Source organism: Paenibacillus xylanivorans (assembly GCF_001280595.1).
GTDB classification, from domain to species: Bacteria; Bacillota; Bacilli; order Paenibacillales; family Paenibacillaceae; genus Paenibacillus; species Paenibacillus xylanivorans.
Genome location: NZ_LITU01000068.1, coordinates 60,055 through 81,529, shown reverse-complemented (window position 1 = coordinate 81,529; position 21,475 = coordinate 60,055). Strand labels below are relative to the sequence as shown.

The following is a 21,475-nucleotide window of genomic DNA, read 5'->3' as shown; positions in this document are numbered from 1 at the left end:
CGCTCCGATTCGTCTTTCTTAAATGTAATATTCCAGTTCCGGGTAGCTTCCTGTTACAGATTCCTTTTCCATTTTTACTTGAAGACCCAATCGCTTCTTAATCCGAATTACGGCCATACCACATATCAATCCCGAAACAATAAGGTAGAGGGGATGGATACCTGCAAACAACAGCACAGCTACGGTCACAATGGCAGCTATCGCTGTTGTTGTATCTAAGATGGAATACTTGGCCGTCCGATAAGCTGCCATGCTAATTAGGGCAATAATGCCACCGTTCATTCCTTTTAAAGCGGCTTCAACTTTGAGTTGGTTACGAAATAATACGGCGAATACGCTGATCAGGATCACAATCAAAAACGTGGGACATGTCACGCCGATGACGGCCGAAACAGCTCCCGCGATGCCTGCCTGGCGATGTCCGATTATCGCAGCGGCATTGACGCCCACACCTCCGGGAGCCGCGCCGGCAAGCGATATAAGCTCACCGATCTCGTCCTCTTGCATCCATTTTTTCTTGTTCACCACTTCGCGTTCAATAATGGGCAGCATCGCATATCCGCCTCCAAAGGTGGAAGGACCGATGCGGAAGAAAATCCAAAAAAGCTGTGTCAGTACCATAAATTGTTCTTTCAGGTTCTTGATGCTACCCTCATCCTTTCCATCAGGCATGATGAATTCGAGGCATCGGCATGGACTCCTTGCCAAGCTCAGCCCAGATATACTTGAGCAGCAGATTTGCCTTAAGATGGGTGTACTCAGGTTCATTCCACAGGTTGAATCGTTCATCGGGATCTTTTTCGAGATCGAAAAGTTCACCATAGGTTTGATTGTAATAGACGGTGATCTTATAACGCTGTTCGATATACGTTTTTTGATGAATCGTCGTGGGTTCGTGTCGAAATTCGCAGAGAGCATGATTACGAACAGCTTCCTCGGCGCCAAGCCACACTTTCTTTTGATCAATGCCCGTCATGGCATGGGGTATGGCAATGTTGCAAAGGGACAAAAAGGTGGGAGCCAGATCGACCAGCGATTGTATGGCATTTGATTTTCTCGCAGCAGGCACCTCACCTGGATATCTTACGATAAATGGGATTTTGATAAGATCCTCGTAATGAAATCCACCCTTGGCCTGAAGACCATGCTGCCCGAAGAAATGGCCATGATCGGTTGTGAAAACGACGATAGTATCATCTGCAATGCCCAACTCATCCAGCTTATCGAGAATTTTGCCAATATATTTATCCATCATACTGATCATCCCGTAATACACGCCGACCAGTTTTTTCTTGTCATACTCCGTTAACCGGGACTTGTCGCCATATTCATAATAATGATGCGAGCGGTATCCGTGAATGCCGAAGCCGGTTTCAACCAGATGTTCAAAATTCGGATTCTCTTCCTGGGTCATTTGAAAGTGGGGTGGATTACGATCATGCTCTCCGGGTGTTATGGAGGGGATCGTAAGGTCATCCGGGTCATACATCGAATCCCAAGGTTCCGGTACCAGATATTCCGGATGCGGGTCGAAAAAGCTGGCCCATAGAAAGAAGGGATCATCGGCATTGGTATATTGCTGCAGCAGGGAGTTGGTTCGCTCGGCGATCCAGGTGTTGTAGTGATATTTCTCAGGAATAGGCCACGTATACGTTACGGAAGGATCCATCGTTCCTGTTGGGGGAAGGAAGTAATCTCTCCAGTTGGTACATCCCTGTTCTTCCAGCCATAGCGCGTAATGCTGACCGACATGCGCTTCATTCGTATGATTACGGGTCAGTTCAACATGGTCAAAACCGTAAAACGGTCCGTGGAAATGTCTCCAGTACTCCAAATCCTGCAGGATGGGATATGCTTCGACCGACGGGTAGGCTTCAGTGGATTTCAAAGGTTGAAAATGTGCTTTACCTACGAGTGCGGTGCGGTATCCTGCCTCACTGAAACTTTCCCCGACGGTATGACGGTCTTCAAGCAGTTTTGTGCCCAACGTCCAGGCCCCATGCTGACTGGGATACATGCCTGTAATCATGGAAGCACGGCTAGGGGTGCAGGTAGGGTTTGGGCAATATGCCCGATCAAACGTTGTTCCTTGCCGGGCGAGCCGATCTAGATTGGGTGTGGAAATTTCAGACTGAAAAGCTCCGATCGTGTTCCAGTGCTGCTGGTCGCTAGTGATTAGCAAAATGTTAGGTGTTCTCGACAAGTGTAATCGCCTCCTAGTAAGATAATATTGAAAAAAGCGAGTTATAAAAATAGCCCGGTGTTATATTTTTGTTGTCATTTTGTTATTATCAAACAAAATAGGAAAAGGAGGGGACTCGCCAAGATGCAGGAATATGAGTACGAGTATGCGGAATTCATCTACTATAAGCCGGGTTATTTGGATAAAGAGGAACACATTTGGCCAGTCAGGGCAGGGAGAAGTATAGCCAAATCCAACTACCGAGTTGGTCCCAAACGTATCGAGTGTTATAGTCTTCATTTTGTGCATGAGGGTATGGTCAGGTTTGAGTTTGATGGCAAGCGGGTGGACCTGCAGAAGAATGATCTCTTTTGTCTGTTTCCCGGCAGAACCTATTATTATCACATGCTTCCCTCGGAATCTCCGCTGCAAATGAACTGGCTGGCATTGGATGGGGCTAAAGTCAAACCATTACTCGAGCTCGCTGGCTTGACTCCAGAAAGTCCGTTCGGCAAAGAGATGTTTTCTACGCAGGTTCAGGAAACGTCCGAACGTCTGATTCATGCATTGGCATGTGTGGAACGATGGAAGCCAGCAGTATCCCTGGAGTTGCACGGGCTGGTATATGGCTTATTGGCCAGTCTTGTTCCAGACACCAATTACGCACAACCTACAGAACTGGCGGGCTGGATACATGAATGCATGGATTACATGGAATTACATGCAACAGAGGGCATTTCCGTGCAGCAGGTGGCCGACTTCGCGGGGGTGCATCGTTCGTACTTCTCCAACATGTTCACCAGTCAGGTCGGTCTGCCCCCGTTAAAATTCATGCAGCGAATACGAATGGATAAGGCCAAACAGCTTCTAAAGGATACAGATGCATCCATTACGGAGATTGCTTTGTCGCTGGGTTATCCGAATTTATATTCATTTACAAGAGCATTCAAAATCTATTATAAAGTTCCTCCAATCATGATGCGGAGAACCTCAAGCTGATCCTGAACATACCGATGTCCAGTTTGGAGAACGCTTACTTATTTTGTTTTGATTTTGAAAAAGGAGACTCCCACAATGAAGCTCTCTACAATGCAGAGATGGATTTCACCGAAACGCAGCATTCAGGGAAAAATTTTCATCGCTTTTATTGCCGTTACGCTTGTATCCATCATTTCGATTACGGTCATTGTTTATATGAGCATGCGTGAGACAATCATGCAAAATGCCATCACGTCAGTTTCGGACAGCATAAGGCAAGCAGATGAATCATTGAACATGATGCTGGAGGAGATCGATCGTCTGAACACCGTCGTGGTAACTAACAAAAACACGGTTATTGACACCTTACTCAGTCCGAATGAGGAGATCAGTTACGAGTGGTTCCAGGAGCAGAAGCGAATAGATGAATTTTTATCGTCCCTGATTGATTATAAGGCTTACATTTCAAGGATAGCTGTTGTGGGCCTGAACGGGAAGGTGTTCTTCTCGGGTGGGCCTTGGCTGGACAGGACGATTTTGGGAACACGAATGATGGATTATATGCTGCAAAATGGATCGAGGCACGCATATTTCAAGCAGACAGGAGTGTCAGATGCCATCACCATTGGCCGGGAGATCCGTTATGATCGGGCACCCATTGGGGTAGTCATGGTGGACCTGAATTATGAGTTTATCCAGAAAACATATGACGTGAGGCCGACTACAGATAGCATGATCTATGTACTGGATAAGGAAGATGAATTCGTCTATGAAACCCAAGCTGACTTATCTTTTGCTCCTTCATACCAGGAAATTAAGAAGATTCATCAGCAATTCACTACAAATGGTGAAGGGGTCAGGCAATACATTGATGGAAAAGAATATATCGTTGTCAGCCGTCAATCCGACTATACTGGGTGGAGTACTATTGCATTAATTCCGATGGATTCCCTTTTGACCGAATCTGTAAGGCTGCGCAAACTGCTGGCAGAGGTGTCCATTATCGTGTTTGTCGTTGTTCTGATTGTTTCACTGCAAGTTTCTTCCCGAATTACCCTGAATATTCGGAAACTAAAATCGCTGATGATGTTTGTGAAGGATGGCAATTTTACACTACCCCAAAAAGAGATCAAAAGCGAAGACGAGACGGGACAACTATACCTTGTCTTTATCAGCATGGTGGAAGAATTGAAACGACTGCTCGAAGGAATCCACCTCAGCGAGAAAGAAAAGCGGGAAGCTGAACTGACTGCGCTTCAAGCACAAATCCATCCTCACTTTTTGTACAACTCGCTCAATACAATCAAGTATTTGGCCAGGCTGAATGGAGTGCCAAACATTGAAGAGGTGTCGGGATCGTTGATTGAGCTCATGCGAAGTGTCCTCGGAAATTCAAGCGAATTTCTTACACTACGAGAAGAATTGGCATATGTTGAGCACTACGTCTCCATCATGAAGTACAGATATATGAAGCCGATTCGACTGATTACCGAAATTGAGGATGACGCATTGCTGGATTGCCGGGTGTTGAAGTTGATGCTGCAACCCTTGGTCGAAAACGCAATTATTCATGGTATTGGACCGCTCGAACAGGATGGATTCGTGTTGATACGGGTATATGAAGATGCAAACCATCTCAATATTGATGTGGTGGATAACGGAAAGGGGATCACGGAGGAGCAACAGGAGTATTTACTGGAAGGTACAGGTACTAACGGCGAGACATCACGTTTTAGTGGAATGGGAGTACGTAATGTACACGAACGAATTGTTCGCACGTACGGCGACTCGTATGGTGTTCATTTGTGCAGTGAACCGGGGCTGTACACCAAAGCTGAGATTCGGCTCCCCAAACTGGAGAAAAGTATTAGAAATACCAAACGAGAGGTGATATAAGCCATGTTTCAGGTGCTACTCGTCGATGATGAACCCTTGGTACGCCATAATCTATGGACGTTATTGGACTGGGCTGACTATGGATTCGAATTATGCGGTCAGGCGCATAATGGGTTAATTGCTTTAACGATGATTGAGCAGTCGCCACCGCATATTGTGATTATTGATGTAGATATGCCTGAAATGAACGGTGTAGAGCTCAATCGGGAAATCAAGAAACGTTTTCCGTGGATTAAGACCATAATGCTCAGCAGTTATGATGATTATGACTACGTGCGGGATTGCCTGAACAACGGCTCCATTGATTATTTGCTCAAGCATCGATTGGACGATTCGACGCTGCTCAACATCTTGAATAAAGCCGTATTGGAATTGCAGCAGGAAGATCGGTTGCGAGAGAAACACGTCGCCGAGAGGGCGGAAGCAGAGAAATTGAATCCGGAGGTTATCCGCCATTATTTGCTGTATTTACTCAAAAGGCGGATGAAGGAAACGTACGGATCTGAAGATTTTTCCCAGAAAGACAATCTATATGCGCATGCGTCTAGATATGTAGCAACAGCTTTACAGATTGTTCCGTTTCTACTGCTGACAGAGTCATTCAGTGACGTACAAACCAATGGACTGGTTCAGCAAGTCGTCGAAATGATGCAGCAGGGCCTGGGTGATATTCATGAGCGGACAGCGGTGTACGTAGAGGAAGGGCGATATGTTATCGTATTTTCTTTCAGGGAACGAAGCGAGCAGATCATGCAGCGTGAGATAGACGGACAATTGCGGAAGATTCAGCATGTATTGGAACTGTTCCTGAATCTGCAATGTGTAACCGCTGTGGGACATGTATGCACCAGTCTGTCCCAGTTGGCATCCAGCTACTGCTCAGCCGAAAGCGCACTCGATGGATCTTCGTCGAAAACGTTCAGTAGCTATACCGTCCCAGAAGAAAGCCCATGTTTGGACAAACATTCATCAGACAAGCGTTCAGATGAATTCCATCAACGTCAGCGTGTTTCTCTGACAATCGAGGAGCACAAGCAGCTTCTGATGTCCATAGAAAGGTTTGACAAGCAAGGCGTGCACCAATTGATTTCCTCCATTATTGCTTCGATAGAACACCTGCCTATTCATTCACATACGGTTCAGATGATTGTCAGTGAGCTCATGCAAACGGGGGATAAAGCATGGAAGAGCTGCTTGCCTTCCACAGATCCAGCGGTAGCTAATCTTCCTTCAAGAAGCGAGCTTGGTCGAATGAGAAATATGAGAGAGCTAGAGCAAGGCCTGCAATCCTTCTTCTCCAGCTTGTTTCATTTGCTGAATCAACATCGTGTGGTTGGGTCATATTCTCGGCATGTCACGCAGGCTATCCATTTCATCCTGGAGAAGTATCCGGGTTATGTTACATTGGAGCTTGCTGCAAATGTCATTGGTCTGAATGCCTCCTACTTAAGCAGAATATTCAAGGAGGAGACGCAGCGAACTTTTTCGGAATATCTGAATCGTGTCCGGATTGATGAAGGGTGCAAGCTGCTGGAAAGCGGTCGATACTCGATCAAAGAAATAAGCATACAAGTGGGATTTACGACGCACAACTATTTTTTTAAAGTGTTCAAAGAAATAACGGGACTGACACCGCAAGCGTATTTGAGCAATCCGGGAAAAAGGAAGAACAATATAAAGCTCCCGGATTTACACTCGGGAAACGATGCCGATATGAACAAAACTCAAAACTTGTAAAATATGTGGAGTAAAGGGTCATATTATTGTAATTACCTCCCATGCCTGGTGAATTATAATGAGCACACACCAAAGGCAAACGCTTACAAATTACATTTGGTGATAAAGAATTGGGGGGCGCAACTTTATGCGTAAACGCTGGGGAAGAAATGTGATTATGACGATGATCGCTTCCAGTTTGATGCTGGCTGGATGCAGTTCCGGTGGAACAACTAACGAATCTGCACCAGAGGTATCGAAAAACGACGTTCATACGACCGGGTTTCCGATTGTGGACCAACCGGTAAACCTCAAGATGTTTACCCGAATCGCACCCGTAAATGGCCCTTTCAAGGAGATGCCAGTTTTCCAGGATTACGAGAAATTGAGCCATGTGAAAGTGGAATTCATTGAAGCGCCAACAGATGGTTTTCAAGAGAAAAAAAATCTGTTGTTTGCATCAAATGAGCTACCTGATGCCTTGTTCCGTTCAGGTCTTTCCCCGCTTGAAGCCATCCGCTACGGTTCTGGGGGCCAGTTAATTCCGTTGGAAGAACTTATCGACGAGTACGCTCCGAATTTGAAAAAATTAATGGAAGAATACCCCGAGATTCGTGCAGGCATCACCACACCGGAAGGTCACATTTATACGATTCCGGGGATTGTTACGCTCAGTGCGGCGAGGACGGATAAGAAATGGATTAATCAGATGTGGCTTGACAAGCTTAATCTGGAAGTGCCGGAGACGACCGAAGAACTGTACAACGTACTGCTTGCCTTCCGTGACGGTGACCCGAATGGGAACGGCAAACAGGATGAACTCCCGATGACAGCCCGTGTAGGTTTGGCTGTTGTGAGCGCGATGAGCGGATCATTCGGTTTGGATTCACAGCTTGGATATAACATCAATATTGAAAATGACAAGGTAAGCATCTGGATGGGTAGTGACCAGAATAAAGAAATGCTGATGTATTTAAACAAGCTGTATAAGGAGAAGCTGCTGGATCAGGAAATATTTTCACACACGGAAGCACAATACCTGGCCAAGCAGGGATCAGGAAATACAGGATTTTTCTTTGACCAGACAAACAATAACTTTTTGTCGATAAAAGACCAATATACCGGTATCGCCCCACTGGAAGGTCCGCAGGGTGACCGATTGCAGAGTCAGGCTTTGCCCATTGCCAGGGATTTTGGAGCCTTTGCGATCACATCCGTCAATCCATATCCGGAAGTCACGATGCGTTGGATTGATTATTTCTACAGTGATGAGGGTTCTACGCTGTTGAGATTCGGAAGAGAAGGCGAGCATTATGAAATTAAAGATGGTATTCCCTACTATACAGAGGACTTCTTGAAGGATATCAGCAATCAGGCCAAAATCACGCCTTACGCAGGAGGAGGCGCGCCACATCTCATCAGCGAACAGGTTGCCTCTTTTATTAATCCACCGCAGGTGCAGGAGGCGCAGCAAAAGCTTGATCCGTTCATGCCAAAAGTTCGTTATGCGGCTCCAATGTTTGATGAGGAAACCGCCCAGGAAGTCAATATTTTGCGAAATGATATCGACAAATATTACGAAGAACAAAGTACTAAATTTATCGTGGGTGCGCTTGGCTTCGACAAATGGGAGCAATTCCAGTCCACGCTCAAAAAGATGAGAATCGAGGAGCTGGAGAAGTTGTATCAGGATGCCTATGACAAGATGCAGAAATAATGCTGAAACATCATGGATGAGGAGCAGATGCCCATGAAAAGCGTCAAAACGGATACAACGATTACGATGCCACGAAGCCATTCGAAAAAGAGTTCAGGCCTGCTAAGGCAAATGGGCAAAAGATTGGATCTATACCTTATGCTGCTTCTTCCTGTCACGTGGTATTTGGTATTTCACTATGCCCCGTTGTATGGACTGCAAATTGCGTTCAAAAATTTCAATCCGGCCAAAGGGATTTTGGGCAGCAGCTGGGAAGGCTTCAGTCACTTCGAACGATTTTTCAATTCATATTATTTCTGGAGGCTTCTATGGAACACGCTTTCCATTAACCTGTTCTCCTTGTTGCTTGCCTTTCCGATTCCAATCCTGCTGGCACTGATCATTAATGAAATTCGCAATAAAACCTTCAGCAAGTGGCTGCAAAATATAACGTACATTCCTCACTTTATTTCAGTAGTCGTTATCGTTGGTATACTGAATGTGTTTCTCTCGCCCCATACAGGTCCAGTCAACCTGCTCATTGAGGCATTCGGAGGTACACCGATCCGTTTTCTAGAGGAAGCGGGTTGGTTCAAGACCATTTTTATCAGTTCGAATATATGGCAGAACATGGGCTGGCAATCCATCATCTATATTGCAGCCTTGAGCGGTGTGAACCCGCATCTGTATGAAGCTGCCAAGATGGATGGAGCGTCAAGACTGCGGCGTATATGGCATATATCGCTACCCGGCATTGCTCCTGTTGTCATCATTTTGCTCATTTTGGATATCGGTCATTTCATGAACGTTGGGTTTGAGAAAATTTTGCTGATGCAAAACAATCTTAATCTGGAATCGAGTGATGTCATTTCAACGTTTGTCTATACGACAGGGATCCTTAAGGGAGAATACAGCTATACAGCTGCTATCGGGCTTTTTAATTCAATCATTAATCTGTTGTTGCTTTTACTGGTCAATCGGATTGCGCGCAAGACGTCTGAGACGAGCTTATGGTAAAGGAGGGCAAGGTCCCATGTCCAAGCAGGCGACATTACAATCCAGTTCAAATGAAAAAATTTTCGATGTAATCGTATACATCATAGCCTCAGTCATTATCATCGCTGTGCTGTACCCGCTGATTTTTATCGTTAGCGCTTCGTTCAGTGATCCCACAAAAGTATTGAACGGAGAAGTCTGGTTGTTGCCCAAAGGACTGACTTTGGACGCCTACACAAACATTTTGCACAACGAGAAGATTTGGATGGGGTACCGCAATACGATATTTTATACGGTCGTGGGCACCGTGATTAACATTATCATGACTGTGTTGGCCGCATACCCCCTTTCGAGACCTGACCTTCCTGGGCGTAATATAATCATGGTGTTTATCACGCTAACGATGTTTTTCAGTGGCGGGTTAATTCCAACATATCTATTGATCAAAAATTTGGGCATGGTGGATACGATGTGGGCACTGATTGTTCCCGGCGCGATCGCCACGTACAATTTGATCGTGATGAGAACGTATTTCCAGTCGAGTATACCCTGGGAACTTCAGGAAGCTGCCCACATGGATGGGTGCTCCAATTGGCGGCTGCTTCTGAGCATTATTCTGCCCCTGTCCAAGCCGATTCTGGCCGTGATGGTACTGTTTTATGCTGTAGGACACTGGAATTCATTTTTTAACGCACTCATCTATATTCGTAACGAAAATCTTCATCCACTTCAATTGGTACTACGCGAAATTCTGCTGATCAGCCAATCCGATGCCGTGGACGGCAATATTGGACTGGAGGACAAAATCCTGCTCGCGGAGAGCATCAAGTATGCAGTAATTATCGTCTCCAGTTTGCCTGTACTGCTGATGTATCCTTTCGTACAGCGGCATTTTGTGAAAGGGGTCATGATTGGATCGATTAAAGGCTAAATCCATATCAACCACAATGATGGAGGAGTTATGTTGAAATCAAACGCCAGAATTAATATAGATTGTAGTCGCGTAAGCGAGCATACGGTCAACCCTTATTTGTTTGGACATTTTGTGGAAGACATTCGGGACCATATGGAGGCGATGCTTGCATTTCCATTGAAGGATATGGACTTTGAAAGCGAAGCTGAATCAAGAACTTCTGTATCGGGGAGCTGGCAGGCTTACACGAACGGGAGAAATACCCAATTTGCGATGGAAGCCCCGGCGCTCAGACATTCGGGTCGCGCTCAGCGTATTCGGATCTTAAGTGATGATGAAGCGTATGCGGGGATTGCCCAGAGGTCCGCATTGAAAGGGCCGATGGATTACACCGTCCATATTGTTGCGCGAGCTTCCATCGAACTACAATACTTGATAGTTGAAGCGGTCGATAGGCATACGGAAGAAGTGCTTGGTCAGGTGAAAGTCGAATTGGACAGCCATAACTGGCGGGATTATGAAGGAAGGCTGACGATCGTGCGCGCTTGTCCTGATGCAGAGATTCGGGTCTATATTCCGGCAGAGCATCCAAGATGGGTCGATCACGTCTCTACTGGAATGCTCTGGCTTGATCATGTGTCTCTATTGCCTGTCGATCATATTGCCCTAGTGAAACATGAAGTGGTAGAGATGACCAGAGCACTAAACGCAGGCATGATGAGACTCGCAGGTAACTACATTAGCGCCTATCACTGGGAGCATGGCATCGGTCCGGTGCTGGAGAGACCCGTTATGTACAACGAGGCATGGGGAGGATGGACCAGTAAATATTTCGGAACGGATGAATTTATTCGATTTTGCCAAGAACTGCAAGTAGAACCTCTGATTTGTGTGAACGATGGCTCGGGTACACCTGAAGAGGCCGCCCAATGGATTGAATATTGTAATGGAAGTGTGGATACGCCGATGGGGGCTCTTCGGGCGAAGAATGGATCACCTGAGCCGTATCACGTCAAGTACTGGGAGATCGGCAACGAGGTTTGGGGGCAATGGCAAGTGGGTGCTTGCTCTGCCGAACAATTTGCGGAGCGGACCGTACAGTTTGCAAAGGCGATGAAGGAGGTAGATGCTTCCATTGTGTTGCTGGCCTGTGGACATTACGAGCAGGATTGGAATAAAACCGTGCTTGCTCTGGCAGGTGAACATATCGATTATTTAACGTTACATTTGTATCATGGCTACGGTCCCTTTGGCATGAATCGGGATACGCCGGCTGAGGATCGGTATAAAGCGATGGCGAGTTATCCCGAGTGGACCAGGCACTATATCCACCAGACAACGGAGGTCATCCATTCCGATATCAAACATCAACATGTGAAGCTGGCGATCACCGAATATAACACGATGTATTATCCAAATACTGTGAGAAAAGGATTGCCAGACGAACACACCCTTGGCGCCGCCGTGGCAAATGCGGCCAATCTGAATGAAATGATTCGTTGCAGCGATAGCGTGCATATCGGAAGTTTCTCCGATCTGGTCAATGGTTGGCTTGGGGGGTGCATTCGTGTCGGGGATTTCTATGCCGATCAATATTGTGGTAAGAAGGCTGGGTGGAGTGGAAGTCCGCTTACGATCTATGGAACTCCAACCTATGAAGTATTAAAGCTTTACGCGAATCGGGATATTCATCATATTCTACCCGTGGAGACCGAATGTGGAACATTCTCTGTAGCTTCAAACAAAAAAACGCCTGTAGATCTAGACGCACTTCCCGATCTGGACATTGTAGCCGGAACGAATGATGATCGTAGCTTGGTCACCCTGTTTATTGTGAACCGAAGCTTGGAGGAGATACGGTGTAAGCTGGATCTACAAGCTTTCGATGTAAGAGAAGATGCGAACTTATATGAGATTACCAGCGATTCGTACAATAATATCAACTCCGTGTTTCAACCAGATCATATCAAGTGCACAGAACGTATTGTTTTGACCGAGGATTGGCAGCGTGGTTATGTATTACGTCCTTCATCCATCTATGTACTCGAGTTTGGAAAGGCAGACTAGCTGATGAAAGGATGTGACGGATTGTAGACAAATAGGGTTTCAGAACTTGTACCTAAGTTCTGAAACCCTATGGTATGTTCTAGATGGTGTCTCGACCACCAGATCAATAAGTTACTTGCCTAATGAAAATAGGCATTTTAAATATTTACAAGCGTTCTTTTATACAAAACAGGTATTGCTGCTGCTATAAGGATCACACCCATGACAGCGGGTGCGGCATGACCAAGTGATACATAGATTTGACCTCCAATGAGAGGACCAATCATTCTTGCTAAAGCCTGAATGGATTGGCTACCTCCTTGAACCCTTCCTTGTTCACTGGAATCAACGGACTTCGAGAGCATCCCGTTGAATGAAGGCCCGAAGATTGAATCGCCAAAACCAAATATAAACATGCCAGCGATAAAAAGAGGATAGAAGGAGAACAAAGTAGATAGCGCAATAAGACTGTAACCTATAATCTCTGCAATCATTCCAAGAATGGCTATTTGTTTATCACTACGTTTTCTCAGCAGCTTTGGCATGATGAACCCTTGTGAGATGATGTCCTGGACACCCATAATCGAGAACATAAGTCCAATTAGTGCGGGCTTCCAACTGAAAGTATCTATTGTAAATTGAGAAAAAACGGCCTGTAATGATCCGTTGGGTATCCAAAGTAAGAACGCTGAGATGAGTAGCCTGTTTAAATTTTTCATGGAAAGCAGGTTTGCAAGCTGTATGAATGGATTAAGTCTTACAAAAGTAATTTCTTTTAATCTATTTTTCTTGTCAAGGCTCTCAGGCATAAAAAAGAATCCATATATAACATTCACTAAAGTGATGACTGCTCCAAAATACATGGGTGCGGAATAATCAATCTTCGCCAGTAATCCGCCTACAGTCGGACCAATAACGGTGCCTACACCTACAACTGCGCTCACCCATCCAAAGTATTTGGTTCTCTGTTCTGGAGGAATGATATCTGCAAAATATGCGAAGATCGTACCTATGCTCCCGCCTGTTATCCCCTCAATGATGCGTCCCGCAAATAGTACCCATAGAGCACCTCCTATGCCAAAAACCAAGTACCCGATTGCAGAACCCAAAAGACATACCAAGAGCAATGGACGACGGCCATATTTGTCGCTCAGAGCACCAAGTACGGGGGCCGCAAAAAACACGCAGAAGGCATAAACAGAGGTCAACAGCGTAACAACGATCGCTTGCTCACCCGGACTGCTTATATAAGGATGTACTAAGAATGGGACGACAGGTGCTATGATACTGAAACCTATTCCGCAAAGAAATACAGAGATAAGACCAAATAGTAAAGCATGTTTGTCTATGGTTTGTTCTGCGTTTTCTTTATGGGTTGATCGTAATTTGAACATTAAATTCTCCCCTCAAAATCCGTGGTTTTATTTCCTTGGAAACATTATCATCGTATCTCTACTTTGTTTCCTTGTCAACAAAAAAATAACGATAAAAAAGGCAGCCTTCTCTCCACAGAGTCCGGCTGCTATTAGTTTTACTTTCATTATTCAGATTTATTCCGACTTGATATCTACACCCAATTTCTTGATCTCTGCATCCAAATGCCGATTATACTTGTCCACGAATTTAAGCATAGTGTCGAATTGTTCCTCGGTTACCTGCTCAAACACGGCTTTATCTCGCTGTTGAAACTCGCTGTGTAGATCCTCATGGATTTGATAAATGGCTTTCCCTTGCTCCGTCAACCTAAAATAGATTTCTTTCTTGTTATCCGACTTCTGGTAGCTTTCGATAAGGTCTTTTTGTATGAGCTTCTTTGTTAATTTACTTATGGCACCGCGAGTCATATAAAAGGACTCCGCAAGTCTAGTCACATTGGAATCTACATTTTTTTCAATGTATTCGATGCAATGCACTTCAGAGGGCTTATAACCCTTAAGACTGTCTTCCATCTTATCCTTATTAAGCCGAACGATCTTGTTATATAAGTCCCTGAAACCCACTGAGACCTGTTCTTCTTTGTTCATATCTTATCCTCCCACCCGTTGGTGCATTATAACATTATATTAAATTTTGGTTTCCAGTACAAAAGCCTTTCTGACTACTGCATAAATCAAGGTGCCTTTCTGAATAAACTTTTTTCTGAACGACATACTACTTCAAAAGAGGTGGTAAAATTTGCAGCGAATCCATGAACAAGATCTTCACGATATAGAAAAGCAACTCTCTGAACATTTCAAAAAGAGCTCGGATTTCTTAAGCAAGAACGTGGTTATCGCCGATCAGGAATTCAGAGCGTATTACATGGAGACCCTTGTCGATTTTCCGACAACTTTGTCTGCAATTAACCAGGCGGCGAGTGGCAATGAGAACGGATCATTTCAAAATATGTTCAGTCCGTTTGAAGAAGAGGCCTCCATGTCAATGGATGAGATATCCGACCATATTTTGCATGGAAAGCTTGTTCTGTTCAGCACAGAAGGAATGGCAGCTGTCATGGAACCGGAGCATACTGACATTTCGCGATCTGTCAGTGCACCGGAGAGTGAGAATCCCCTTCAATCTGCGTACGATGCTTTTACAGAAGATATTAATAAAAACATCGGTTTGCTGCGGAAAAAGATGATCTCCGATGATTTGGTTATTGAACGACGAGAAACAGGAACGCGGTCTACCAAGAAAATTGCCATGGTATACCTGGAGGGTGTTGCTCAAGCTAAGGTCATTGCGTCTATCCGGGATAAGCTGGATCAAAATAAGGACAAGGAATTGACTACGGTAAGGGACCTGATGAGTATATTGGGGCATCCGAAATTCTCATTAACACCAACGTACGTCTCTTCGGAGTTGCCAGGAGAGATGGTACAGAATTTGATGAACGGAAAAGTGGTCATATTGATTGACCAGTTTTCGTTTGCTTTTGCTTTCCCGGTGATCATAACGGATTTGTGGTCAACAACGCTGGACGTTAACTATCCATATCTGTTTCAGGTGTTTTTACGAACCGTACGGGCGATTGGCGCACTTTTGGCTGTCATGCTTCCAGGTCTATATATTGTGCTGAATTCGGTGAATCCGGAATTGTTGCGAATACAACTCGCCATAACGGTAGCCAAGAGCAGAGAAGGGGTTCCGTATCCTTCGTTGATCGAAATGCTCCTGGTTATGCTGCTGCTGGAGATGATTATTGAGGCTACGATTCGACTTCCCAAAAACATTGGTCCTACGATAACGATGATTGGCGGTATTCTGTTAGGACAAGCGATTGTTCAGGCTAAACTTGTCAGTAATCTATTGATTATTATCCTTGTTGCCTCTGCGATTGCTAATTTTGTGCTGGCAGGTTACATGAATACGACGGGTATACGAATGTATAAATACATTGTCATGCTCATCAGTTCCTTTTTTGGGATATGGGGTCTTGAGGCGGCAATGATTTGGATTATCTTGTATTTTGCCTCGTTGAGCACTTGCTCCGTTCCTTACTTAAGTTTAAGTGTGAAAGGAAAAGCTTCAGATGAATAAAGCTCAGATTTTGACTCTGTTTGTTCTGCTTCATCTCGCTTCGATCTTTGCTATCTTCCCCGAACGCATCATCTCTGCGACTTCAAAAGGGCACTGGATTCCCATTACAATCCTTTTTCTGGCTGAGCTGCTGGTTCTGTGGCTCTACTTGAAAGCATTGTCCCAGTTCCCAGGAAGAACAGTGGTAGACATCTGTAAAGATTCACTGGGTAATTGGGGAACGAGGCTAATCGTTTTGCCTTTGCTCATCTTTCTATATATCGAGTTGTTTTTGCTTATGTATTTCCAGGCGGGTGAAATTAAAGCTGTACTGTTACAGAGAACACCGCCAGCAGCGACAGGGGCTCTATTCATCGTGATATGTTTCTATGCCGTTTGGAAGGGACTTAATGTAATCATCCGGGCGAGCATAGGATTGTGTATCCTTTTGATGCCATTCATCTTTTTTTCTATGCTAATCAGTATCCAAAATTTTAGGATTAGCTATATTTTTCCGATTTGGGATAGCGAGATGACATTTTTTTCTAATTCTGACTTCTATGTATGTACGGTCATTTCAGCTGGATTCCTGTTCCTGGGCATGATTCCCTCGAAGCAACGCATTAGCTTTGGTAAGGCTGCTGCTGCCGTCGGTGTCATTTTTGTATTCGCTTTGGGGTCTGTGTATGTTCCGCTTCTTGTATTTGGACAGGAAACGGTAGTCCATTTGCAATATCCCATGCTTATGGCGTCGGATACCATTGATCTGGAATGGGTTGTATTTGATTGGCTCCCCAGCTTTTACGTGGTGGCCTCCAGTGCGTTGGGTGTTTTGAAGGTTTCCGTTTTACTCTGGATTCTGGTATTCATACTGCAACAGCTATTTATGCCGAAGATCAACAGACTATGGATTCTCTCCCTAGCGTGCGTCTCCTTGTACCTGATTAGTCTGTGGATACCGGATATGAACGCATTGAATTCATACCTGTATCTGAATTCTTACTTTTGCGTTTATAGCGTTTTAGGTTTTCCGATCATTGTATTCCTGGCGGCGCAATGGCAGCGGAAGAAGGTGGGTACATGAACATGCGTAGTGCAAAGACATGGTTTGTAACCCTAGCTATGCTCTTGTTGCTTCCAGGATGTTGGGATACAAAGGATATTAATAAACAATATCTTCCTGTTGTCATGGGAGTGGGTAAAGGCAGTACTGAAAAATACAAGGTCATTCTCCAAATACCGGATGCGTCAGGTAGGACCCAAATTCTTGAAAAAGAGTCGAAATCCATCAGTAAAGCTATCGATTTGATACGAACCGATTCTGAAAAAAGCATCGAATTGGTACATCTAAGGTTGTTGTTAATCGACAGACAGGTCGCAGAGCAGGGGATTGTTAACATCATCAATTTTGCTGTAAGAGCGAACGATATATCGATCAAAGGCTTGGTAGGGGTAATTGATGGTGATTTTGAGAAGACGATGTATCATCAGATCTCACCAACACCTGAAATTTCTTCCTACGACTTTTTTAGCCAGGATGCCGGATGGACGCCCAATCAATCTATTGTTCGAATATGGGAAGCTTATCAAAACCAAAACTCATATACGGAAGACATGGCCATTCCCATGCTCAAAAACGGCGAGCGAACCTTGTTTACCTTCAAAGGCACGGCTGTCATGCGGGATGACCGCATGGTAGGAACGCTGAGTAAGGAAGAGACGCTTTTGTTTAATTTGTTCAAAGGGAAATATTCGGGGGGAACGATTGAAGTGGCACAGAACACAAGTGTTCTTATTCAGGACGCGCATATTAAACATCAGACCCAGTGGTCGGAGAAAGGCCCGTCTATTCAGACGAATGTTGTTCTTGATGTGGTCATTACGGAAAGCCCTGAAGGAAAAGGCAATGGAGTAATTGAAAAAGAAATGCAGGAGCAGTTGAGCCAACAATTCAATAGAACCGTGAGAAAGATTCAATCCTTAAAATCGGATGTACTCGGCATAGGGATGATATTTCGACCCCAACTGACGGAGGAAAATTTAAAGAAATGGAAAACCAAGTGGTTTCCGAAGCTGGAGCAGAAGATTAACGTTCGTGTCAACATTCTGAACGAAATCTATTTTAAAGAAAGTGCCAACGATAATGAGAATCAGGGACAAATGATCAAGAAATAACTCTAACCCATGAGGTCGCCAATTTTGGCGACTTGTTTATATTTTTATCCAGTGATACAGCCTTGGGGTTGTTCATTCTAGAGTGTCATTGAATTAAGGATTCTGAGATCTGGGATATCTTCGTAAAATAACATATCTCCGCTCTTACGATTGTAAGGCTTCGTTAGAGGGGATAATTGTTAATTGGATAGAATCACTCACAATAAATAGCTGTAAAGGAGCGGAATCATGTCCTTCTTTAGAACACTATCCGTACGGGCAAGGGAAGACGAGTTGATGGACGATTTCTCCACGGGTGGAAAAGAATTGAGCGAAGCGCTCAAACATTTGAGACGGCTGAACAAAATATTCGCTGCTCCCGGTCCAACCCGTGCAGGGGTGGAGAAGTTATGGAGAGCGATTGGGAGTCCTTCTACGCTGACTCTTCTTGATGTGGGAGCAGGTTCAGGGGATGTAAACCAGAAGCTATTGCATTGGGCGGAGCAAAAAGGAATTAAGCTTGAGATTACTCTGGTCGACCTGACAGAGGAGGCATGTGAGGAAGCGAGAAATCTCTTCCGAAATGAACCCAGAATCAAGGTTCGGCGTATCGATGTCAGGGAATTGCCAGATGCCTCAGCAGACATCGTGACCGGCTCGCAATTTGTCCATCATTTCGAGGGAAAGCAACTGATTGATATGGTCTCTCATATGCTGCGTGCCTCCAAATATGGCGTTGTCATTAACGATATCCATCGGCATCCTGTATCTTATGCGGCCGTCTGGATTACCACTCGAATGATCTCACGCAATCGGTATATTCGTCATGATGGACCGCTGTCTGTTGCAAAAGGCTTCACGGGAAAGGATTGGCGGGATTTGAAACAGCAGTTGAATCATGACACGATGACTTATGAATGGAAGCCTTTATTCCGCTATTCCGTTGTGATTCCCCATGTTGGGACACTATCATAGCTCGTTACATCAATAGGCTGTTATCATAGTGGACAATGAAAGGCGGGTGTTCTTACGTGTCTAAACCAATAGATGCCATAGTCATCGGAGCGGGTATTGCCGGCAGTACCTTTGCGATGCAGCTTGCCAAGCAAGGGCATCGGACACTACTCCTGGATCGGCAGGAGTTTCCACGTCACAAAACATGCGGTGAATTTATGTCGCCTGAGACAAAGGAGATGCTGGATTATCTGGGTATCCACCTTGGTGATCAAGAGGTAAAACCAAGTACCATGGATCATGCCAAGATCATTATGCCTCAGGGCGGGGAGATCGAGGCGCCTTTGCCGGGATTGGCCTATGGCATTAGCCGATATGAGCTGGATCGGATTTTACACGAGCAGGCCACAGCCGCAGGCGTTGAAATCGTTACGAGAGCAACGATAACCAACATTCAGCAGTTAGATGATCTCAGCTATGTAGTCGAAGCCAAACAAGGAAATGACCGGATTAAGTATAGAGCCAAAACCGTTATTGGAGCCCATGGCTCCAAAAAGCCGCGCGGGATGACCTCGTCAGCCCAGCTGCGGGATAAAACAGCATATGTTGGTGTTAAATCGCACTATCGTGGGATCACCATTCCGCCACGGGTAGAGTTGTATTTTTGCAAGGGAGGCTATGTCGGCATTTCGTCGATTGAGGATGGTATCGCAAATGTCGCTGCATTGCTAACACTTGATACGGTGCGGGGAAGCGGTAAGTCTGTAAAGGATATTTTGCAGGCTGCATCCCTGACCAACGAAAGATTGGCGGCGAGGCTTGTTGAGGGAAGCCCAGTCCCAGGAACACAGGTCTCGATTGCACCACTTCATCTATCCAATGTTCCTGAACCATGGTCCCAATATCCTCATATTGGTGATGCCATGCTAATGATACCTCCCTTGTGTGGTGATGGAATGTCCATTGCCCTTCGTTCCGCTCTGTTATGCGCTGAATGGACTGACAGATATCTTCAAGGGAAGATCAGCTTCACGCAGTGGCAGCACGAATATTCGAAGGAAGCTAATCGCGAATTCACGCGACTGCTCTGGAGGGCACGGAGAATTCAAAAGCTGGCTTTTGCCAAAACGAACAAATTCTATCCTGGTTTGGCCCGGATGGTCCCAGGTCTGGCAACTTATTTGGTGAAGGCAACACGGTTATCAGAAATCAATCTGGTCCATCGATCATAGATGGCAGGAAGGTGAAATCCATAAGAACATGGGGCGGCTTATGTCAGCCTCTTTTTGTTGTTCTCTGCCAATTTTAACGAGACCGTTTAGAAATCTGCCAAATACTCGTATAATAGAATCTAATTGTGGTTATAGAGACAAGAGTCAGACTTGAATTCGGGAGGCATTATTCTAAGATGAACTATTCATTTTCCAACCGGATTGCTGCATTGCAGCCATCCATTATTCGTGAGATCCTGAAGGCTTCTTCGGGTCAAAATGTAATTCCGTTCTCTGCGGGTAATCCCGCTCCGGAAACTTTTCCTATTGAGGCGATTCGGACATTCACCCAATCGATTTTGGAACAGGACCCGGTAACAGCACTGCAATACGGAATTACCGAAGGCTATGCCCCGCTGCGGGATACATTGACTACACACCTGAAGTCAGGCTTTGACACGGGCAAAGCCTCGGATGAACTGTTCATCGTATCTGGAGCACAGCAGGGAATTGAACTCGCTTGTAAAGTATTCTGTAATGAAGGGGATACGATTATTTGTGAAAGCCCAAGCTTTATCGGTTCACTGAACTCTTTCCGGGCTTCAGGCGCCAACCTTGTTGGTGTTCCGATGGAGACGGACGGTATGGATATCGGGAAGCTGGAGCATGCTCTGCAAACCGAGCAGAATGTAAAGCTGATCTATGTGATTCCGAGTTTCCAAAACCCTACAGGCATTACCACAAGCTTGGAGAAGCGCAAGGCGATTTATGATCTTGCCAAGAAGTATGGTGTCATGATTCTGGAAGATAACCCATATGGAGAACTTCGGTTTCGCGGAGAAGATGTAGCTACGATCAAATCGATGGATGATGAAGGTCTGGTTATTTACGTAGGCTCTTTCTCCAAGATTCTGTCCGCTGGCCTGCGTGTTGGTTATGTTCTGGCTCCTTCCGAGGTTCTTCAGAAGATGGTTGTTGCCAAACAGGGAGAGGATGTACATACAGCCATGCTGCCGCAGATTCTGGCATACAAGTTCATGACTGAGTATAACTATGCAGAGCATATTAGCAGTATCCGTGAAATTTATCGCAGGAAGTCTGCCTTGATGATTGACAAATTGCAGGAGCATATGGGTGAGTCCATCACCTTTACCCATCCCGATGGAGGGCTGTTCCTCTGGTGTGATCTGCCGGTTCATATCCCGATGCTGGATTATGCCAAAACAGCCGCT

Annotated in this window: 17 protein-coding genes; 13 read left to right on the top strand and 4 right to left on the bottom strand. The window is 45.2% G+C overall.

The window, feature by feature from the left end; translation table 11 throughout:
- Positions 1-18 precede the first annotated feature (18 nt).
- Both AMS66_RS18885 and AMS66_RS18880 read right to left on the bottom strand, forming a co-directional pair.
- A complete protein-coding gene (locus tag AMS66_RS18885) occupies positions 19-672 on the bottom strand; it encodes a chromate transporter (RefSeq protein WP_053782269.1) in 654 nt (217 codons plus the stop codon).
- Positions 665-2,203: a sulfatase family protein gene (locus AMS66_RS18880; RefSeq protein WP_053782268.1), complete on the bottom strand. Its 1,539-nt coding sequence runs from the start codon at positions 2,201-2,203 to the stop codon at positions 665-667. Before AMS66_RS18880 ends, AMS66_RS18885 begins: the two co-directional genes overlap by 8 nt.
- Before the next feature lie 123 nt (positions 2,204-2,326).
- Here AMS66_RS18880 and AMS66_RS18875 point away from each other — a divergent pair, with 123 nt between their 5' ends.
- The 7 genes from AMS66_RS18875 to AMS66_RS18845 all read left to right on the top strand — a co-directional run bounded on the left by AMS66_RS18875 (position 2,327) and on the right by AMS66_RS18845 (position 12,444).
- Positions 2,327-3,181, top strand: a complete 855-nt coding sequence (locus AMS66_RS18875; protein WP_053782267.1) for an AraC family transcriptional regulator — start codon at positions 2,327-2,329, stop codon at positions 3,179-3,181.
- A gap of 75 nt (positions 3,182-3,256) precedes the next feature.
- A complete protein-coding gene (locus tag AMS66_RS18870) occupies positions 3,257-5,056 on the top strand; it encodes a sensor histidine kinase (RefSeq protein ID WP_053782266.1) in 1,800 nt (599 codons plus the stop codon).
- 3 nt (positions 5,057-5,059) lie between these two features.
- Positions 5,060-6,793 carry a response regulator gene (locus AMS66_RS18865; protein WP_053782265.1) on the top strand — a complete coding sequence of 578 codons (1,734 nt, stop codon included), beginning with the start codon at positions 5,060-5,062 and terminating at the stop codon, positions 6,791-6,793.
- Between the two features lie 127 nt (positions 6,794-6,920).
- Positions 6,921-8,489: an extracellular solute-binding protein gene (locus tag AMS66_RS18860; protein WP_053782264.1), complete on the top strand. Its 1,569-nt coding sequence runs from the start codon at positions 6,921-6,923 to the stop codon at positions 8,487-8,489.
- 33 nt (positions 8,490-8,522) lie between these two features.
- Positions 8,523-9,485 (top strand): ABC transporter permease, encoded by a 963-nt coding sequence (locus tag AMS66_RS18855; protein ID WP_053782263.1) that lies wholly within the window; start codon positions 8,523-8,525, stop codon positions 9,483-9,485.
- 16 nt (positions 9,486-9,501) lie between these two features.
- Complete coding sequence (locus AMS66_RS18850) at positions 9,502-10,395, top strand: carbohydrate ABC transporter permease (protein ID WP_053782262.1); 894 nt, start codon at positions 9,502-9,504, stop codon at positions 10,393-10,395.
- A gap of 33 nt (positions 10,396-10,428) precedes the next feature.
- Positions 10,429-12,444, top strand: coding sequence for an alpha-L-arabinofuranosidase C-terminal domain-containing protein (locus AMS66_RS18845; RefSeq protein WP_053782407.1), 2,016 nt, complete (start codon positions 10,429-10,431; stop codon positions 12,442-12,444).
- A 137-nt stretch (positions 12,445-12,581) separates the two neighbouring features.
- Here AMS66_RS18845 and AMS66_RS18840 read toward each other — a convergent pair whose 3' ends face one another.
- The gene (locus AMS66_RS18840) at positions 12,582-13,817 is read right to left on the bottom strand and encodes an MFS transporter (RefSeq protein ID WP_053782261.1); all 1,236 of its coding nucleotides are present in this window, start codon (positions 13,815-13,817) and stop codon (positions 12,582-12,584) included.
- A 156-nt stretch (positions 13,818-13,973) separates the two neighbouring features.
- Complete coding sequence (locus tag AMS66_RS18835; RefSeq protein ID WP_053782260.1) at positions 13,974-14,447, bottom strand: MarR family winged helix-turn-helix transcriptional regulator; 474 nt, start codon at positions 14,445-14,447, stop codon at positions 13,974-13,976.
- 151 nt (positions 14,448-14,598) lie between these two features.
- Between AMS66_RS18835 and AMS66_RS18830 the strand changes: the two genes are divergently transcribed.
- The 6 genes from AMS66_RS18830 to AMS66_RS18805 form a co-directional block, all read left to right on the top strand.
- Positions 14,599-15,945 carry a spore germination protein gene (locus AMS66_RS18830; RefSeq protein ID WP_053782259.1) on the top strand — a complete coding sequence of 449 codons (1,347 nt, stop codon included), beginning with the start codon at positions 14,599-14,601 and terminating at the stop codon, positions 15,943-15,945.
- Positions 15,938-17,008: a GerAB/ArcD/ProY family transporter gene (locus AMS66_RS18825; RefSeq protein WP_053782258.1), complete on the top strand. Its 1,071-nt coding sequence runs from the start codon at positions 15,938-15,940 to the stop codon at positions 17,006-17,008. The genes AMS66_RS18830 and AMS66_RS18825 overlap by 8 nt, the downstream gene beginning before the upstream one ends.
- Positions 17,009-17,010: 2 nt before the next feature.
- Positions 17,011-18,099, top strand: coding sequence for a Ger(x)C family spore germination protein (locus AMS66_RS18820; RefSeq protein WP_053782257.1), 1,089 nt, complete (start codon positions 17,011-17,013; stop codon positions 18,097-18,099).
- A 228-nt stretch (positions 18,100-18,327) separates the two neighbouring features.
- A complete protein-coding gene (locus AMS66_RS18815) occupies positions 18,328-19,053 on the top strand; it encodes an SAM-dependent methyltransferase (protein WP_053782256.1) in 726 nt (241 codons plus the stop codon).
- Positions 19,054-19,109: 56 nt separating this feature from the next.
- Positions 19,110-20,264, top strand: a complete 1,155-nt coding sequence (locus AMS66_RS18810) for an NAD(P)/FAD-dependent oxidoreductase (protein ID WP_053782255.1) — start codon at positions 19,110-19,112, stop codon at positions 20,262-20,264.
- 176 nt (positions 20,265-20,440) lie between these two features.
- Positions 20,441-21,475, top strand: a 1,035-nt coding sequence (locus AMS66_RS18805) for an aminotransferase-like domain-containing protein (protein ID WP_236703513.1), incomplete at its 3' end; no start/stop codon positions are given.

What these genes read in the sequence shown, in the direction of transcription:
- AMS66_RS18885 (WP_053782269.1), bottom strand. Translation starts at nt 672, where the DNA reads ATGCCTGATGGAAAGGATGAGGGTAGCATCAAGAACCTGAAAGAACAA.
- AMS66_RS18875 (WP_053782267.1), top strand. Translation starts at nt 2,327, where the DNA reads ATGCAGGAATATGAGTACGAGTATGCGGAATTCATCTACTATAAGCCG.
- AMS66_RS18870 (WP_053782266.1), top strand. Translation starts at nt 3,257, where the DNA reads ATGAAGCTCTCTACAATGCAGAGATGGATTTCACCGAAACGCAGCATT.
- AMS66_RS18865 (WP_053782265.1), top strand. Translation starts at nt 5,060, where the DNA reads ATGTTTCAGGTGCTACTCGTCGATGATGAACCCTTGGTACGCCATAAT.
- AMS66_RS18860 (WP_053782264.1), top strand. Translation starts at nt 6,921, where the DNA reads ATGCGTAAACGCTGGGGAAGAAATGTGATTATGACGATGATCGCTTCC.
- AMS66_RS18855 (WP_053782263.1), top strand. Translation starts at nt 8,523, where the DNA reads ATGAAAAGCGTCAAAACGGATACAACGATTACGATGCCACGAAGCCAT.
- AMS66_RS18850 (WP_053782262.1), top strand. Translation starts at nt 9,502, where the DNA reads ATGTCCAAGCAGGCGACATTACAATCCAGTTCAAATGAAAAAATTTTC.
- AMS66_RS18840 (WP_053782261.1), bottom strand. Translation starts at nt 13,817, where the DNA reads ATGTTCAAATTACGATCAACCCATAAAGAAAACGCAGAACAAACCATA.
- AMS66_RS18835 (WP_053782260.1), bottom strand. Translation starts at nt 14,447, where the DNA reads ATGAACAAAGAAGAACAGGTCTCAGTGGGTTTCAGGGACTTATATAAC.
- AMS66_RS18825 (WP_053782258.1), top strand. Translation starts at nt 15,938, where the DNA reads ATGAATAAAGCTCAGATTTTGACTCTGTTTGTTCTGCTTCATCTCGCT.
- AMS66_RS18820 (WP_053782257.1), top strand. Translation starts at nt 17,011, where the DNA reads ATGCGTAGTGCAAAGACATGGTTTGTAACCCTAGCTATGCTCTTGTTG.
- AMS66_RS18815 (WP_053782256.1), top strand. Translation starts at nt 18,328, where the DNA reads ATGTCCTTCTTTAGAACACTATCCGTACGGGCAAGGGAAGACGAGTTG.